General features: G+C 74.0%; 12 protein-coding genes. 9 read left to right on the plus strand and 3 right to left on the minus strand.

Annotated elements, in window-relative coordinates:
* Both ABZ371_RS16195 and ABZ371_RS16200 read right to left on the minus strand, forming a co-directional pair.
* Positions 1-869: iron ABC transporter permease (locus ABZ371_RS16195; protein ID WP_358679296.1), on the minus strand; the 869-nt coding region annotated here is incomplete at its 3' end.
* Positions 866-1,957 (minus strand): iron ABC transporter permease, encoded by a 1,092-nt coding sequence (locus ABZ371_RS16200; RefSeq protein ID WP_358679299.1) that lies wholly within the window; start codon positions 1,955-1,957, stop codon positions 866-868. The genes ABZ371_RS16195 and ABZ371_RS16200, both read right to left, overlap by 4 nt.
* Before the next feature lie 158 nt (positions 1,958-2,115).
* On the opposite strand from ABZ371_RS16200, the gene ABZ371_RS16205 reads away from it, so the two are divergent.
* The 7 genes from ABZ371_RS16205 to ABZ371_RS16235 all read left to right on the plus strand — a co-directional run bounded on the left by ABZ371_RS16205 (position 2,116) and on the right by ABZ371_RS16235 (position 11,689).
* Positions 2,116-3,102: an iron-siderophore ABC transporter substrate-binding protein gene (locus tag ABZ371_RS16205; RefSeq protein ID WP_358679301.1), complete on the plus strand. Its 987-nt coding sequence runs from the start codon at positions 2,116-2,118 to the stop codon at positions 3,100-3,102.
* Positions 3,099-3,899, plus strand: coding sequence for a 2,3-dihydro-2,3-dihydroxybenzoate dehydrogenase (locus ABZ371_RS16210; protein WP_358679304.1), 801 nt, complete (start codon positions 3,099-3,101; stop codon positions 3,897-3,899). The genes ABZ371_RS16205 and ABZ371_RS16210 overlap by 4 nt, the downstream gene beginning before the upstream one ends.
* 61 nt (positions 3,900-3,960) lie before the next feature.
* Positions 3,961-5,163 carry an isochorismate synthase gene (locus ABZ371_RS16215; protein ID WP_358679307.1) on the plus strand — a complete coding sequence of 401 codons (1,203 nt, stop codon included), beginning with the start codon at positions 3,961-3,963 and terminating at the stop codon, positions 5,161-5,163.
* Positions 5,160-6,791 carry an AMP-binding protein gene (locus tag ABZ371_RS16220; protein ID WP_358679310.1) on the plus strand — a complete coding sequence of 544 codons (1,632 nt, stop codon included), beginning with the start codon at positions 5,160-5,162 and terminating at the stop codon, positions 6,789-6,791. The genes ABZ371_RS16215 and ABZ371_RS16220 overlap by 4 nt, the downstream gene beginning before the upstream one ends.
* A 100-nt stretch (positions 6,792-6,891) precedes the next feature.
* Complete coding sequence (locus ABZ371_RS16225; protein ID WP_358679313.1) at positions 6,892-7,524, plus strand: isochorismatase family protein; 633 nt, start codon at positions 6,892-6,894, stop codon at positions 7,522-7,524.
* A 5-nt stretch (positions 7,525-7,529) separates the two neighbouring features.
* Positions 7,530-7,760, plus strand: coding sequence for a phosphopantetheine-binding protein (locus ABZ371_RS16230; protein WP_358679315.1), 231 nt, complete (start codon positions 7,530-7,532; stop codon positions 7,758-7,760).
* Positions 7,757-11,689: an amino acid adenylation domain-containing protein gene (locus ABZ371_RS16235; RefSeq protein ID WP_358679318.1), complete on the plus strand. Its 3,933-nt coding sequence runs from the start codon at positions 7,757-7,759 to the stop codon at positions 11,687-11,689. Before ABZ371_RS16230 ends, ABZ371_RS16235 begins: the two co-directional genes overlap by 4 nt.
* A gap of 134 nt (positions 11,690-11,823) precedes the next feature.
* Here ABZ371_RS16235 and fes read toward each other — a convergent pair whose 3' ends face one another.
* Positions 11,824-13,083 (minus strand): enterochelin esterase, encoded by a 1,260-nt coding sequence (gene fes, locus ABZ371_RS16240; protein ID WP_358679321.1) that lies wholly within the window; start codon positions 13,081-13,083, stop codon positions 11,824-11,826.
* A 258-nt stretch (positions 13,084-13,341) separates the two neighbouring features.
* Between fes and ABZ371_RS16245 the strand changes: the two genes are divergently transcribed.
* Both ABZ371_RS16245 and ABZ371_RS16250 read left to right on the plus strand, forming a co-directional pair.
* Entirely contained in the window at positions 13,342-15,192 is a 1,851-nt protein-coding gene (locus ABZ371_RS16245) for a hypothetical protein (protein WP_358679324.1), read from the plus strand.
* A 141-nt stretch (positions 15,193-15,333) separates the two neighbouring features.
* Positions 15,334-16,389, plus strand: coding sequence for a YncE family protein (locus tag ABZ371_RS16250; RefSeq protein WP_358679327.1), 1,056 nt, complete (start codon positions 15,334-15,336; stop codon positions 16,387-16,389).
* The last annotated feature ends 33 nt before the right edge of the window (positions 16,390-16,422 follow it).

Below are 16,422 nucleotides of genomic sequence, written 5' to 3' on the forward strand. Positions count from 1 at the left end.
GGCCCCGCCAGTCGCTGGGCCAGGACGGGCGCGGCGAGCGCGACGAAGGCGATGGGTCCGCCGACACCGACGGCCGTGCCCGCGAGGGCGACGGCCAACGCGAGGGAAGCGGCCCGCAGCCGGCGCAGGTCCACCCCGAGGGAGGCCGCCATGTCGTCGTCGAAGCGCAGCAGTTGGAGCCGGTGCCCGGCGGCCAGGGCGAGCGGCACGAGGAACAGCAGGACAAGGGCGAGTGGCGTACCGACGCCCCAGTCGCGGCCGTTGAGGCTGCCGACGGCCCAGAGGAACACGCCGCCCGCGGTGTTGTCGTTCTCCCGGGACATGATCAGGTCGCTCACCGCGCCGATGAACGTCGAGACGCCGATCCCGGCCACCAGGACGCGGTAGCCCGCGCTTCCCGCTCCGCCCGCGCACAGGACGACGACCGCCGCCGCGCCGGCGGCGCCGATCGGGCCGAGCCACCAGTCACCGACCATGCCCGTGGTGGATCCGGCCGCGGCGGCGACGACGGCGGCCGTGGCCCCGTCGTTGACGCCGACCAGGTCGGGAGTGGCGAGGCGGTTGCCGGCGAGGGTCTGGGTCAGGCAGCCGGCGATGCCGAGGGCCGCGCCGACCATCAGTCCGGCGAAGACACGGGGCAGCCGGAACTCCCGCACGATCATGACGGTGCCGGGATCACCGGTTCCCAGGAGCCCGGACAGCGTCTGCGACAGGCTCATGCCGGTCGAACTCGCCAGCACGGCGAGGGTGATGAGGACGGCGAGCAGCGGGACGAGCAGTGCGGCGGCGAACACGCTGCGGCGTGGCAGGAGCCAGGAGTACGCACCCGTGCGCAGGACGGTGCTGTCCGGGGGTGTCACGTCGGTCATGCGGGCCCTCCCGCGGTGGACAGGCGGTCGGACCGCGCGATCCGGACGAGCAGCGGGCCGCCGACGAAGGCGAGGAGCACGCTGACCGGCGTCTCCCACGGGCGGATGACGATCCGGGCGAGGATGTCGGCGAGGATCATGACGTCGGCCGCGATCACCGCGGACAGGACGAGTTGGGCGGTCATGCGCGGCCCCGTCAGCGCCCGGGCGGCGTACGGCGCGAGCAGTCCGAGGAAGGCGATGGGCCCGGCCACGGCGACGGCGCAGCCGGCGAGCAGCGAGACGGTTCCCGCGACGACGAGCCGGATGCGCCCTGGGTGGTGGCCGAGCGAGCGTGCGCCGTCGTCCCCGAGGCCGAGCGCCGAGAGGGGTCGGGCGCAGCCGAGCGCCACGAGCAGGCCGAGGGCGACGAGCGGCAGGAGCGGGAGGAGGTCGCGGACGCCCACTCCGGCGAGGGATCCGATCGTCCAGTACCGGTAGGTGTCGAACGTGGACTGCGTGCCGAGCAGCACGTAGGAGGTGCAGCCGTGGAAGGTCGCGCCGAGCGCTGATCCCGCCAGCACCAGGCGCAGCGGTGAGCCGGCGGTACGTCCGGAGCCGGCGAACAGCAGGACGACGGCGCTGGCGGCCGTGCCGCCGGCGAGCGCCCACACCAGGAGGGCGCCCGGGGAGTCGGCGCCGAAGAAGGTGAGCCCGAGGACGACGGCGAAGGCCGCGCCGGAGTTGACGCCGAGCAGGCCGGTCTCGGCCAGGGGGTTGCGGGTGGCGGCCTGCAGGAGGCACCCGGCCGCGCCGAGGCAGGTGCCGACGAGTACGGCGGCGAGCGTGCGGGGCAGGCGTACGTCCATGACGGCGAGCCGGACCTGGGCGTCGGCGCGGGCGCCGTCGTCGCCGGTGACGAAGTCCCAGGCGCGGCCGGCGGAGCTGGAACCGGTGCCGATGAGGAGCGAGAGCAGTACCAGGCCGAGGAGGAGGACGAGGAGTCCTGTGGTGGTCCACAGGAGGGTGCGCCCTTCCACGCTCACCGGCGGGCTTTCACGTTCTCGGGTCCCGGCTGTTCGCGGCGGACCCCCTTGCACGATCGACATAAGGGTAGCCTAACCTAAGCTCATCCGCCCGGTTCCGGCGGGTGCCCGGGCCTCGTCATGCCCTGACCAGGTGTCAAGCACGCGGCCCGGTGCCGCGATGCCTCGGCAGAGCAGGCCGGAACAGACGACCACACGAACACAGACGGAGATTCCAGGCCATGGCGCCCAGCTCGTTCCCCACCTCCCGCGGTCACGCACGCCCTGTCGTGGCGGCGTCCCTGCTCAGCCTCTGCGCGCTGACGCTGGGTGCCTGCGGGTCCTCCGAGCCGGAAACCGCCTCGGACGGCTCGGGCTCCTCGGGCACCACCACCCACGTCACCGACGCGACCGGCACGAAGGTGGACGTCCCCGCCGAGCCGAAGCGGGTCCTGGCGCTCAGCGAGATGGACCTGGACTCCGCACTCGTCCTCGGCGTGGAACCCGTGGGACTCACCGCGGGACGCGGCCAGAAGGGTGCTCCCGCCTACCTCGCCGAACAGGCGAAGGGCATCCCCGTGGTGGGTGCGGTCACCGGCCCCGACATCGAGAAGGTCGTCCAGGCGAAGCCCGACGTGATCCTGGCCGGCCAGATGGCCGACGAGCAGGTGCTCGCGCAACTCCGCACGATCGCCCCCACCGTCGTCACCATCGACGGCACCAAGGACTGGAAGAAGTCCCTGGAGCTCACCGGACGGACACTCGGCAAGGCCAACGAGGCGGCGAAGTTCCTCGCCGGCTACGACGCGAAGGCCGCAGCGCTCAAGGCGGACCTCGGCGCCCAGGCCGGTGCGAGCGTCTCCGTCGCCCGGTACTCGGCCAAGGGCACGGCGGTCATGCAGCAGGGCGTCTTCATCAGCGACGTCCTGAAGGACCTCGGCTTCACCCGGCCCGGTATCCAGAACGACAAGGGCGAGGGCCACTCGACGCCGCTCAGCGACGAGAACCTCCAGGAGATCGACGGCGACTGGCTCTTCATCGGCACCCTGGACGCCGGAGCGGACGCGCACCTGCTCACCGAGCTGTCGAAGAAGCCCGCCTACCAGCAGCTGGGCGCCGTGAAGGAGAAGCACGCGACAGCGGTCGACGGCTCCAAGTGGACCAGCCTCGGGGGCGGGCAGGCCGCGCTCTCCGTGCTCGACGACATCCGCAAGGCCATGGTCAAGTGAGCGCCGACCAAGAACTCGCCGGCCGGCTCGCCCTCGTCACGGGGGCCGGCCGGGGCATCGGGGAGGCCGTCGTCCACGCACTCGCCGAGCGCGGCGCCCGTGTCCTCGCCACCGACCTGGCGACCCGGCGGATCGCGGCCGCCGTCGCCGGCAGGTACGACGGCCGGGTCACCACCCGCGACCTCGACGTGACGGACGCCGGGGCCGTGGAGGCACTCGTCGAGAACACGGAGCAGACCCTCGGCCCGCTCGACATGGCCGTCAACGTCGCCGGGATACTGCGGAGTTTCTCCGTCGCGGAGTTGACGGACGAGGACTGGGCGGCCACGTTCGCCGTCAACACCGACGGCGTGTTCCACGTCTCGCGGTCCGCGTCGCGGCGGATGGCCGAGCGGGGCCGCGGCAGCATCGTCACCGTCGCGTCCAACGCCGCCGGCATACCGCGCACGAACATGGCCGCCTACGCCTCCTCCAAGGCTGCGGCGGTCATGTTCACCAAGTGCCTGGGGCTGGAGGTGGCGTCGCGCGGTGTGCGGTGCAACACCGTCTGCCCGGGTTCCACCCTGACCGACATGCAGCGCGGCATGTGGGCGGCGGGCAGCCCCGGCGACGAGGAGGCCGGAGCCCGCAGCGTCCTGGAAGGTGAGGCGGGCAGCTACCGGACGGGGATCCCGCTCGGCCGCATCGCCGATCCCTCCGACGTGGCCGACGCCGTCGCCTTCCTCGTGTCCGACCGCGCCCGCCACATCACCATGCACGACCTGTACGTCGACGGCGGCGCCACGCTGCGTGCCTAGACGCGCCGACCCGGCGCCCGTCCTGCCGCAGCCCGAGCCCGACCCCACTGGAGACGAAACCATGTCCGCCTCTCTGCGCGTCCCCACCGACTCCCCCGCGCCGCCCTCCGCCGGCACGGCGACCGCCCTGCTGGAGGCCTACCGGCCCGGCACGGACAGATTCCTCGCCACCCCCCGGCACACCCTGCTCGGCAGCGGCACCGCGGCCGAGATACCCCACGACGCCCGTCCGGTGGCCCTCCGGGTGCGAGAGGTCCTCGACGCCAGGCGCAACGCGGGCGACGCCGCCCCGGTCGTGATCGGCGCCCTGCCCTTCGACCCGGACGGCGCCCCCGCGCTCGCGGTCCCGCTGTCCCTCCGCCGGGCGCCCGCCCTGCGCGAGGACCCGCTCATCGCCCTGCGCGGGCCCGACGTGGAGCACGCCGCCGACTGGGCGATCCGCGAGGTCCCGGCCGCCGCCGAATACGGCGACGCCGTCGCGTCGGCCGTGCGGCGCATGCGGGCCGGGGAGTTCGACAAGGTGGTGCTCGCCCGCACCCTGGAGCTCACGTCCTCCCACGCCCTCGATCTCCCCGCCATGCTGAGCCGGCTGGCGCGCCGCGATCCCAGGGGGTACACCTTCGCGGTGCCCACCGGCCCCGGCCGCACGCTCATCGGCGCCAGCCCCGAACTGCTCGTGGCGCGCCGGGGCGGACGCCTCGTCGCCAATCCGCTGGCCGGATCCGCGCCCCGCAGCGGCGACCTGGCCGAGGACGTCCGGCGGGCGGCCGCACTCCTCGAATCGCCGAAGGACCTCCACGAGCACGCCGTCGTCGTCGACGCCGTGCGGGAGGCCCTCGCCCCGTTCTGCACACGCCTGGAGGTGCCCGAGCGCCCCACGCTCGTACGGACGGCCGCGATGTGGCACCTGTCGACGACCCTCACCGGCGACCTCGCCGACCCCGGGACCACCACCGCGCTGGACCTGGCCTCCGCCCTGCACCCCACACCGGCGGTGTGCGGGACCCCGACCGACGTCGCCCGGGCGGTCATCGCCGAGTCGGAACCGTTCGACCGCGGCGCGTACACCGGCATGCTCGGCTGGCAGGACGCGGACGGCGACGGTGAGTGGGTCGTCACGATCCGGTGCGCCGAGGCCGAGGGCCGCACCCTGACGCTCTTCGCCGGCGCCGGTGTGGTGGCGGCGTCCTCCCCCGCCGCGGAGACCGCGGAGACCGGGGCCAAGTTCCGTACCTTCCTCAACGCCGTGGGAGCCACGCTGTGAACGCCGACGCCCGGCCCGACGCCCCCACCTGGCCCGCCGAGTTCGCCGAGCGCTACCGGGCGGCCGGCCACTGGCGCGGCGAGACGTTCGGCTCCGTCCTCGCCGAGCGCGCCGCCGCGCACCCCGACCGCGTCGCGCTCGTCGACCCGGCGCCCGTGCGGCGCACCTGGACCTACCGTCAGCTGGAGGAGAACGCGGCCCGGCTGGCGGCCGGTTTCGCCGCCCGCGGCATCTCCCGCGGCGACCGGGTCGTCCTGCAGCTGCCCAACGTCGGCGAGTTCGTCGAGGTGGCGTTCGCCCTGTTCCGCCTCGGGGCCCTGCCCGTGTACGCGCTGCCCGCGCACCGCGAGACGGAGATCGGGTACTTCTGCTCCTTCACCGAGGCGGTCGCCTACGTGATCCCCGACGTCCACGCGGGCTTCGACCACCGCGCACTCGCGTCCAGGGTCAAGGAGCGGACGCCCACCCTGCGGCACGTGTTCGTCGTCGGCGACCCGGGCGAGCACATCCCGCTCTCGGACGTGCCGTGCGACCCGGCCGGGCCCCTCACCGGGCCACAACCGCACGACCTCGCGTTCCTGCAGCTGTCGGGCGGTACGACCGGGGTGCCCAAGCTGATCCCCCGTACGCACGACGACTACATCTACTCGCTGCGCGGCTCGAACGAGATCTGCGGGGTCGACGAGGACACCCGCTACCTCGTCGTCCTGCCGGCCGCCCACAACTTCCCGATGAGCTCCCCCGGCTGGCTGGGCGCGCTGTACGCCGGCGGCACGGCCGTCCTGTGCCCCCGGCCCGATCCGGCGACGGCCTTCCCCCTCGTCGCACGCGAACGCGTCACCATGACGGGGATGGTCCCGCCCCTCGCCCTGGTGTGGACGGAGGCCGCTCCCGCCGCCGAGGAGGACCTCTCCAGCCTGGAACTCGTCCTCGTCGGCGGTGCCAAGTACAGCGAGGCGGCGGCCCGCCGCCTGGAACCCGCGCTGGGCTGCCGTCTCATGCAGGTCTTCGGCATGGCCGAGGGACTCGTCAACTACACACGCCTGGACGACGACCACGAGACCGTCGTCACCACGCAGGGCCTCCCCATCTCCCCGGACGACGAGATCCGCGTCGTGGACGACGAGGACCGCGAGGTGGCGGAGGGCGGGTACGGACACCTGCTGACCCGTGGCCCGTACACGATCCGCGGGTACTGGCGGGCCGACGACCACAACGCCCGGGCCTTCACCCCGGACGGCTTCTACCGGACCGGCGACATCGTGCGCCGCACGCCGAGCGGCCACCTCGTGGTCGAGGGGCGGGCCAAGGACCAGATCAACCGCGGTGGTGAGAAGGTGGCGCCCGAGGAGATCGAGAACATCATCCTCTCCCACCCCTGCGTGCACGACGTGTCCGTCGTGGGCGTCGCCGACGAGTACCTGGGCGAACGCTCCCTCGCCTACGTCATCCTGCGTGAGGGCGCCGAACCGCTGAAACCCGCCGCCGTCAAGCGGCTCGTCCGCGAGCGCGGGGTCGCCGCCTACAAGGTCCCCGACCTCGTGGAGTTCGTCGACGCCTTCCCCCGGACCGGTATCGGCAAGATCAGCAAGAAGGGACTGCGGTCCGAAGCGGCCCCCCGAACCTGACGCTCCTCCCGAGACCGCCCGGACACGCGCCGGACCCGAACCCGCCGGCCCGCGCCGGCACCGGGAGTCCGCCGTGAACGGCACCGAAAGGCACCATCCCATGGCACTTCCCGCCATCGCCCCCTACGCCCTGCCGACCGAGGCCGAGCTGCCCCCGAACCGCGTCGACTGGACCGTGGACCCCGCACGCACCGTGCTGCTCGTCCACGACCTGCAGAACCACTTCCTCGGCGCCTACCCGGCCGGGCAGCAGCCCCTGACCGGGATGCTCGACAACACGGCCCGGATCATCGCGGAGTGCCGCGGAGCCGGCGTCCCGGTCGTCTACTCGGCGCAGAAGGGCGGCCAGACCCCCGGGGAACGGGGCCTCCAGCTCGACTTCTGGGGACCCGGCGCGGCCGACGACCCCGAGGCCCTGGCCGTACCGGCGGCCGTCGCCCCCGCGGGCGGGGACATCGTCCTGACCAAGTGGAAGTACAGCGCGTTCGTGCGCACCCGGCTGGAGGACGTACTGCGGGAGTCCGGGCGCGACCAGTTGGTGATCACCGGCGTGTACGCCCACATCGGCGTCCTCATGAGCGCCTGCGACGCGTGGATGCGCGACATCCGGGCGTTCGTCGTCGCCGACGCCGTGGCCGACTTCTCGCGCGCGGACCACGACATGGCGCTCCGCTACGCCGCCGGCCGCTGCGCCCGCGTGACCACCACCGACGCGCTGCTGAAGGAGATCTGAGCGTCATGGCACTCACCCTGGAACTGATCCGCGCCGACGTCGCCGACTCGCTCGGCGAGGACCCGGCCGACATACCCGTCGACGAGAACCTGCTGGACCGCGGCCTCGACTCCGTACGCATCATGGCGCTGCTCGGGCGCTGGCGCCGCGACCACGAGGTGCGCGCCGACTTCGCCGACCTGGCCGAGCAGCCCTCCGTCGAGAGCTGGGCCGCTCTGCTGGGGGCGGTCTCATGACCGCCCTGCTGACCGAGGGCGGCGGCTCACCCGGGCCCGGGGAGGCCGGCCGGGTGACGCTCCCGCTGACCGCCGCGCAGTCGGGCATGTGGTACGCCCAGTCGCTCGACCCGCTCAGTCCCGCGCAGAACACGGCCGAGTGCCTGGAGATCGACGGGCCCCTCGACGCCGGGCTGTTCGCCGAGGCCCTGCGCCGCGTGGCCGACGAGGCCGACGCCCTGCGGGTGCGCGTCGAGGACTCCCCGGCCGGGCCGCTCCAGCACCTCGCCCCGCTGGACGAACTGCCGCTGACCGTGCACGACCTGCGGGGCGTGCCGGACGCGGAACGGCAGGCCGAGCGGTGGATGCGCGCCGACCTCGCCGAACCGTGCGACCTGGCGGCGGGGCCGCCGTTTCGTCACGCGCTCTTCCGCGTCGCCGAGGAGCGCTGGCTGTGGTACCAGCGGATCCACCACCTCGTCATGGACGGCTTCGGCTACTCGCTCCTCGTCCGGCGCACCGCCGACGTGTACACCTGCCTGGTCCGGGGAGAGGACCCCGGGCGCCGGGTGTTCGGGGCGCTGGCGGACCTGGTCGCGGAGGACACCGCCTACCGCTCGTCGGACGCCTTCGCCGCCGACCGGGCGTACTGGAGCGAGGCGTTCGGCGACCGGCCGGAGGCGCCCCGCCTGGCGGGCCGGGGCGCGCTGCCCTCGCGTACCTTCCTGCGCAGCACGGCCCGGCTGGAACCGGCTGCCGCACAGGACCTGCGCGGGCTCGCCGACCGGCTCCGCGCGACCTGGCCCGATGTGCTGATCGCCGCCCAGGCGCTGTACACCGCCCGGGTGACGGGCCGCGGCGAGGTGGTGCTCGGCCTGCCGATGATGGGCCGGCTGGGCTCGGTGTCGCTGCGCGTCCCCGGCATGGTGATGAACGTGCTGCCGCTGCGGCTGACGGTCACCCCCGGCACGACCTTCGCCGAGCTGGTCCGCCAGGTCGTCCTCGGCATCCGGGAGGCCCGCCGCCACCAGCGCTACCGGTACGAGGACATCCGGCGCGACCTGCGGCTGCTCGGCGAGAACCGGGGCCTGGCCGGCCCGCTCGTCAACGTCATGCCCTTCGACTACGCCCTCGACCTCGCGGGGGCGACGGTCCGCGCGCGGAACCTGTCGGCCGGGCCGGTCGACGACCTGACGGTGAACATCTACGACCGGGGCGACGGCCACGGCCTGCGCATCGACCACGACGGCAACCCCGCCCTGTACGGCGAGGCCGAGCTCGCCGCGCACCAGGAGCGCTTCCTCGGCCTCGTGGAGCGGTTGGTGGGGACCGACCCGCACAGCCCGACCGCCGTGCACGCCGTCCTCACGGCCACCGAACACGCCCTGGTCACCGGCACCTTCGGTGACACCGGCCGCGTCCTGCCGCCCACGACACTCCTCGGCCCGATCGAGTCCCGGGCCGCGCGCGCTCCGGAGGCCACGGCCCTGGTGCACGGGGACCTCTCGCTCACCTACGGCGAGCTGAACGTGCGGGCGAACCGGCTGGCCCGGCACCTCCGGACGCTCGGCGCCCGGCCGGGCACGGTGGTCGCGGTGTCGGTGCCGCGCTCGGTGGAGCTGGTGGTGACCCTGCTGGCCGTGCTGAAGGCCGGTGCCGCCTATCTTCCGCTGGACCCGGACTACCCGGAGCAGCGGCTCTCCTTCATGCTGCGGGACGCGGCGCCGGTGTGCGCCGTGACCGACCGGGAGGGGCGGCTGCCCGGCGGCACGGGCACGCCCCTCGTCATCCTGGACGGGCTGGACGTCTCCTCGTACCTCTGGGTGAACCCGGCACGCCCCCTCACGCCGTCCCATCCGGCGTACGTCATCTACACCTCCGGCTCCACGGGCCGCCCCAAGGGTGTCGTCGTCTCGCACGCGGCGATCGACAACCGGCTGCGGTGGATGCAGGGGACGTACGGCCTGACGAGCGCGGACCGGGTGCTGCAGAAGACCCCGTCGTCGTTCGACGTGTCCGTGTGGGAGTTCTTCTGGCCACTGCGCCAGGGCGCGACGCTGGTGGTCGCCGACCCGGGGGGCCACCGGGACCCCGCCTATCTGACCCGGGTGATCCGCGAACAGAACGTCACCACCTGCCACTTCGTCCCCTCGATGCTCCAGGTGTTCCTCGCCGGGGCGGACGCGGGTGCGTGCGGAGGTCTGCGCCGGGTCTTCTGCAGCGGCGAGGCGCTGCCCCGCGAGACGGCGAACGCCTTCGGGCGCGCGCTGCCCGGTGTGGAACTGCACAACCTGTACGGGCCGACGGAGGCCGCCGTCGACGTCACGTACCACCCGTGCGAGGCGTCCGGTTCCGGGCCGGTCCCGATCGGCAGGCCCGTGTGGAACACCCGCCTCCACGTGCTCGACGCGGCTCTGCGGCCCTGCCCGCCCGGTGTTCCCGGAGAGCTGTACCTGGCGGGCCGTCAGCTCGCGGACGGCTACCTCGGCCGTCCGGAACTGAACGCAGTCCGGTTCGTCGCCGATCCCTTCGGCCGGGCCGGTGAACGCATGTACCGCACGGGGGACCTGGCCCGGTGGACGCCGGAGGGCGAGGTGGAGTACCTCGGGCGCACCGACCACCAGGTCAAGCTGCGCGGCCAGCGCATCGAACTCGGCGAGATCGAGGCGGCGCTGGCCGGGGCGGCCAGGGTGGACGGCGCCTGCGCCCTGGTGCGGGAGGACAGGCCGGGCGAACAACTGCTGGTCGGATACGTGACCGGTGACGCCGACCCCGTCGCCGTACGCGCCGCTCTGGGGCGGGAACTGCCGGAGCACATGGTGCCGGCGGCGGTGGTGGTCCTGGACGCCTTCCCGCTGAGCCCGAACGGCAAGCTGGACCGGCGGGAGCTGCCCGCCCCGGTCTTCACGGGCGCAGCGGCTTCCCGGCGGCCCTCCGGCGCGCGCGAGGAGGCCCTGGCCCGGCTGTTCGGCGAGGTCCTCGGCGTGGCACGGGTCGGCCCGGACGACGCCTTCTTCGACCTGGGCGGCACGTCGTTGCTCGCCGTGCGGCTCGTCGCGCGGATCCGCGAGGAGTTCGGTGCCGAGCTGACCATGGGCTCGCTCTTCGAGGCGGCCACCCCCGCGGCTCTCGCCGTCCGGCTCGGCGCCGCGTCCGACACCTCCGAGGACGCGCTGGACGTGGTCCTGCGGCTGCGCGGCGGGGACCGTCGTCCGCCGCTGTTCGCCATCCATCCGGCCGGCGGGATCGCCTGGTGCTACGCCGGCCTGTCGGCCGGGCTGGGCCCCGGCCGACCGCTGTACGGCATCCAGGCGCGCGGCCTGGTGCGTGACGAGCCCTTGCCCCGCACCCTGCGGGAGGAGGCGGCCGACTACGCCGGGCGCATCCGCGAGATCCAGGAGCACGGTCCGTACCGGCTGCTGGGCTGGTCGGTCGGCGGGGTACTCGCCCACACGGTGGCCGTCCTGCTCCAGGAGGCCGGCGAGGAGGTCGAACTCCTCGCGCTGCTGGACGCGTTCCCCGCCGAGCAGTGGCGGGCCCGGCCGGCTCCGGAGGAGGGGGACGCGCTCACCGCGGTGCTGCGCATGGCGGGCTTCGAGCGCACCGGCGAACAGACCCGGGCCGATGTGGTGGCGACGCTGCGCAGGGCGGGGAGTCCGCTCGCCGGGCTCAGCGACCTGACCCTGTCGAGGATCGTCGACATCGTGCCCAACCACGCCCGCCTGATGCGTGAGCACGAGCACGACGTCTTCGACGGCGACCTGCTGTTCTTCACGGCGTCGGCCCCGCGGGCCGAGGACTGGCTGACCCGTGAGGCCTGGCGGCCGCACGTGAGCGGAGACATCGTGAACCACGATGTCGACTGCACACACCCGCAGTTGCTGCGGAGCCCCTTCCTCGACGGGATCACCTCCGTACTGGCCGCCCGGCTGGAGGAGCTCGACGCCTGAGCGGTGGGCGGTGCCCGTCCGCCTCCGGCACCGGGCGGCGGCGCCCGTCCGGCCGCCGGGGGCGCACCGGGGGACCCGTCACCACGGCATCGGCGCCGCCCGCCCCCTCCGGGGCGGGTCCGCTCGGGCCCGGGTCAGCGTGGGGCGGCCGGGGACAACAGCTCCACCAGCCCGTCCGCGAGCTCGGTGCGCCAGCACAGGTAGTCGTGCCCGCCGTTGAACTCCCGGTACGAGGCGTCCTCGTAACATGCCGCCGCGAGGGTGTCCCGGAACCTGCGGGCGGCCGGGAGGGCGACCCACTCCTGCTCGCCGAAGGAGAGGCGGAAGCGAACGGGGAGCCTCGGCCCCCGGGCGATCTGCCCGGTCAGCCATTCGGCGCCCGGGCCGTCCGGCCACCAGAAGGAGCCGGACTGGGCGAGGACGTTGCCGAAGCGCCCCGGTGCGGACAGGGCGGTGTGGGCGGCGCACAGCCCGCCCAGGCTCTGCCCGGCGACGACGGTACGCGCGGGATCGTCCGTGACCGGCAGCCGGGCGGCCGCCCAGGACATCAGCTCGCCGGCGAGGAAGGCGGCGAACTCCGGACGGCAGGTCATGTCCGCCCAGCGGGTGTCCGCGTCCACGGACTCCGGGAGCAGGGCGACGAGCGGGGGGACCCGGCCGTCGGCGATGAGGTTGTCCAGCAGGTGCGCCAGGCCGAGTCGCGGCTGCCAGTGCTCCCCGTCGAGGAGGACGAGCACCGGGAGGTCCGCCGCCTGCCCGGCGGGCACCGGCGGTTCGTACAGCCACACGCGGCGACTCCCGCCGAGGCCGTGGGCCGCCACGTGGTGGACGGCGGTGCGGCCGCGCGCCACGTCCGGCCGGGGCTGCCAGTCATGGGCAGGCGGGGCCGCCGGGAGTTGGACGTAGGACACCGGGTCCCCACTCCACCGGCGCGGCAGCGTGCGGGGGTTGAGCGGGTCGGGACGGCGCTGGGTGCGCAGCCACTGCCAGTAGGCGGGGGTGCCGTCCTGCGGGCCGCCCCCCTCGTCCACGTAGAAGTCGTAGGTGCCGCGCCAGTCGTGGCGCAGCCGCAGCGTCCAGTGGAACACGTCCGTACCGGGCAGCCGCTCCATCAGGTTGCCCTCGGGGGCCCGGGGATCCCCGAGTTTGTTGGGGAGCACCTGGACGGCACGGGTGGCCGGGCCGCCGCGCCACAGGAACGTCACCGCACGGTGGTCGTCGGCCCCCTGCGGGTCCGGTGAGACGACGGGGCCGTCCACCGACGCCCAGAAAGCACCGGTCCGGTGGGGGGCGGGGAGCGGGAAGCCCGGTGCGGCGAGTCGCGTCAGGGGATGCGGGCGGGCCGTCCTCGGCGGCCTGCGCGGGGCGTCCTGTGGCGGCTTCGACGTGATCACGAGGGGACTCCGAACGACGGGACGAGCTACTTAGGGTCACCTTAGCCGCCGTCGGCCACCTCCCCGGGGGTGGGCTCCGGGACACAACCGGCAGCTTTGTAAGGGTAGGCTAACCTAAGCCAACTCCGGCGACTTCCGGCCACTTCGCAGCCGCGTGTCCGCCTCCCCTTCTCCTCTCACTCCCCTCCGTTCCACTTGCCCTCCGCTCCAGTGCCCTCCTCCACTCGTTCTCCACTCCGCCTGCCAGGAGCAGCCGCCATGAACCCCGCCAGACCCTCCCGCACGCCCGCACCGGCCGCCCTCGCCGCCCGCCCCCGGCTGGGCCGGGTCGCCGCGCTCGCCGCCGGTGCCACCCTCGGCCTCGGCGCACTCGCCGCCCCGCTGGCCGCCACCGGCTCCGCCGGACCGGACTCCACCGGATCCGTCGCACTCGTCGCTGACGCCACGACCCCGGCGGTGACGCTGGGCATGACCTCCGTGCGGGCGGGAGGCGATGTGACGTTCGAGGCGTCAGGCTTCCCCGCCGGGGCAAGACTTGCCGTCAAGTTCGACGACACGACGGTCCTCCTGCGGGACCTGCCGATCGGCGACGACGGCAGCGCGAAGGGACGGGTGACCGTACCCGCCGACGCGGCCCCCGGCGGCGAGCACTGGCTTCGCTTCCTGGCGCCGCAGACGAGCGTCCGCAGCGAGAACCTGACGGTGACCGGAGCCACGCCCACGCCCGGCCCGACGCCGGCGCCGACCGGGAAGCCGACCCCCACGCCTGCACCGACGGCCACCACTCCGGCCGCCGTACCGAAGGTGCGGCTGGCCGGATCCGAGGTCGTGGCGGGCGGGAAGGTCACCTTCTCGCTCTCCGGGTTCGCCAAGGGCCAGAGCATCACGGTCAAGCTCGACGACGACGCCGTCATCGGGCGGTGGCCGTCCGCCGTGAAGGCCGACGGCACCCTCGAGGCGACGGTCACGGTGCCCACGTCGACCTCCGCCGGGGCGCATTGGCTGCGCTTCCTGGCGCCCGCCCCCGCGACGAGCCTCAAAGCGGCCATTTCGGTGACGTCCTCCGGGGCGGGCGGCGGTGACGACAGCACGTCCGGCGGCACGTCCGGCGGATCGTCCGGTGGATCGTCCGGCGCGGGAGGCGCCTCGGGAGGGGGCACCGCCGGCAGCGGCGGCTCCGGCACGGGCGGGTCGAGCGGATCCGGCACGGGCGGCTCCGGCACGGGCGGGTCCCAGAGCGGCACCGGCGCGGCCTCGGCCGCGATCACAGCCGGTTCGCGGAGCTCGGCGGGCGGCAAGGTCTCCTTCCGGGTGACCGGGTTCCCGGCCGGGCAGCGACTCACCGTCAAGCTCGACGACGCGAAGATCATCGGACAGTGGCCGGCCGTCGGGGCGGACGGCTCGTTCGCCGGCAGCGTGACGGTGCCCGGTGACGCCACCGAGGGAGCCCACTGGCTCCGCTTCCTCGCCCCCAATCCGTCGACGAGCCTCCGGGCCGACTTCACCGTCACCTCGGGCGCCGCAGGGGGAGCCGGGGGCGCCACGGGCGGGCTCGCGGGAGGCTCCGCGGCGGCGGAGCCCATCGGCGGCTCCGCGACACCGGTCCCCGAGGCGTCCGGCGCGCCCGCCGCGGCATCGAACTCCCGCGGCGCGAAAGCGGAGGTGACGGCCAGTCAGGTCCAGGCCGGCGGGACGATCCACTTCAAGGTCTCGAAGTTCCCGGCGAGGCAGACCGTGACCGTGAAGTTCGACGACGAGGAGATCCTCGGCCAGTGGAAGGCCGACGCCTCGGGGGCGTACGAGGGCGAGGTGACCATCCCCGCCGGGACACCGGCCGGCGCCCACTGGCTGCGCTTCCTGGCACCCAACCCCTCCACCACCCTCAAGGTCGGCATCACGGTCGGCGCGGCGGCAGCGGCAGGCGGCGTCCAGGCAGCCGCCCCGGCCGTCCCGCAGATGACCGCCGCCACCGCGCCCACCGCCGCGTCCGTGGGCAGCCCCGTCCCGTACGCGACGGTCGCCTGGTCGGCGGCGGCCGCTCCTCCCACCGCGGCGGGCACCACGCTGTTCGTCGTCCGCCGCCGGACCGGCCCGACGGCACAGGACTGACCCGCGACGCCGGACTCCGCGCCCGTCCAGGCGCGTTGTCGCCCAGCTCACACATCTGATCCCGTATAACTTAGGTAAGCCTAAGCTAAGTTCTAACTACCGCGCACGACCGCTCAGCCATTCCAGGGAGTTGACCCCAGCATGACCACGTCCATCCGCAGAAGCCCTCGCACCGCCACCCGTGCCGCCGTCGCCGTCGCGATCGCCGTGGGCAGCACCACCGCGCTGACGGGCACCGCCGCCGCGCACACGAACGGTGACGCCGTCACCGTCGCGCCGCTGGTGAAGGGGCTCTACCAGTCCTCGTACTCCGAGCGGAACAACGTCCTGTGGACGACTTCCGCGGTGGGCCGCCCGCCCGTGGTCAGCTCCAGCCTCCTGAAGGTCGACGCGAAGACGCTCAAGGTGAAGCAGACCATCACGCCGCCGGTCACCGACGCCGCCACCGGCGCGCTCGAGGCCGTCTACGGTGTCGCCGTCGACGACGAGCACAACACGGTGTGGACGACGAACACCCGCAACAACACCGTGGCCGTCTACAGCCAGCGCACCGGCAAGCACCTCGCCACCCTGCCGAACGTGAACCACGCCCGCGAGATCGTCGTGGACGAACGCCACGACACCGTGTGGGCCAGCGCCTTCACGGATGGCACCCTGGTGGCCTTCGACTCACGGACCCTCAAGGAGAAGAAGCGCGTCACCGTCGCCGGCTCCGGCCCCACCGGCCTGACGGTGAACGAGAAGACCGGTACGGCGTACGCCGCCGACCTCAACGGCGACCAGGTCATCGAGGTGACCGCCCGGTCGGCCGCGCCCCGGCTGATCCCCGCCGGTGACGGCCCGATCTCCATCGCGCTCTCCCGCAACGGCCGCACCGCGTACACGGCCAACCAGACCGGCGGCGACGTGTCGGTCATCGACCTGCGGAAGGGTCGCGTCACCAAGTCCGTCCCCACAGGCGCGGGTGCCCTGTCCGTGGCCGCCGACGACCGCACGGGCAACCTCGTGGTCGTCAACCGCACCGCGGCCGACGCGACGGTCGTCGACCCGAGGAGGGGCACGGTCGTCCGGACCGTGGCCACCGGCGCGAACCCCAACCACGTGACGATCGCCGACGGCACCGCCTACGTGGTCGACAAGTCCGGCACCGGCCTCGACGGCGCCGACCAGCTCCACCGCTTCCGCGTCACCCGCTGACCCGGAGGCTCCTCCCCCGCCCCCACGCCGGAC

Origin of the sequence: Streptomyces sp. NPDC005899, from assembly GCF_040629645.1 — a bacterium.
Classification (GTDB): domain Bacteria; phylum Actinomycetota; class Actinomycetes; order Streptomycetales; family Streptomycetaceae; genus Streptomyces.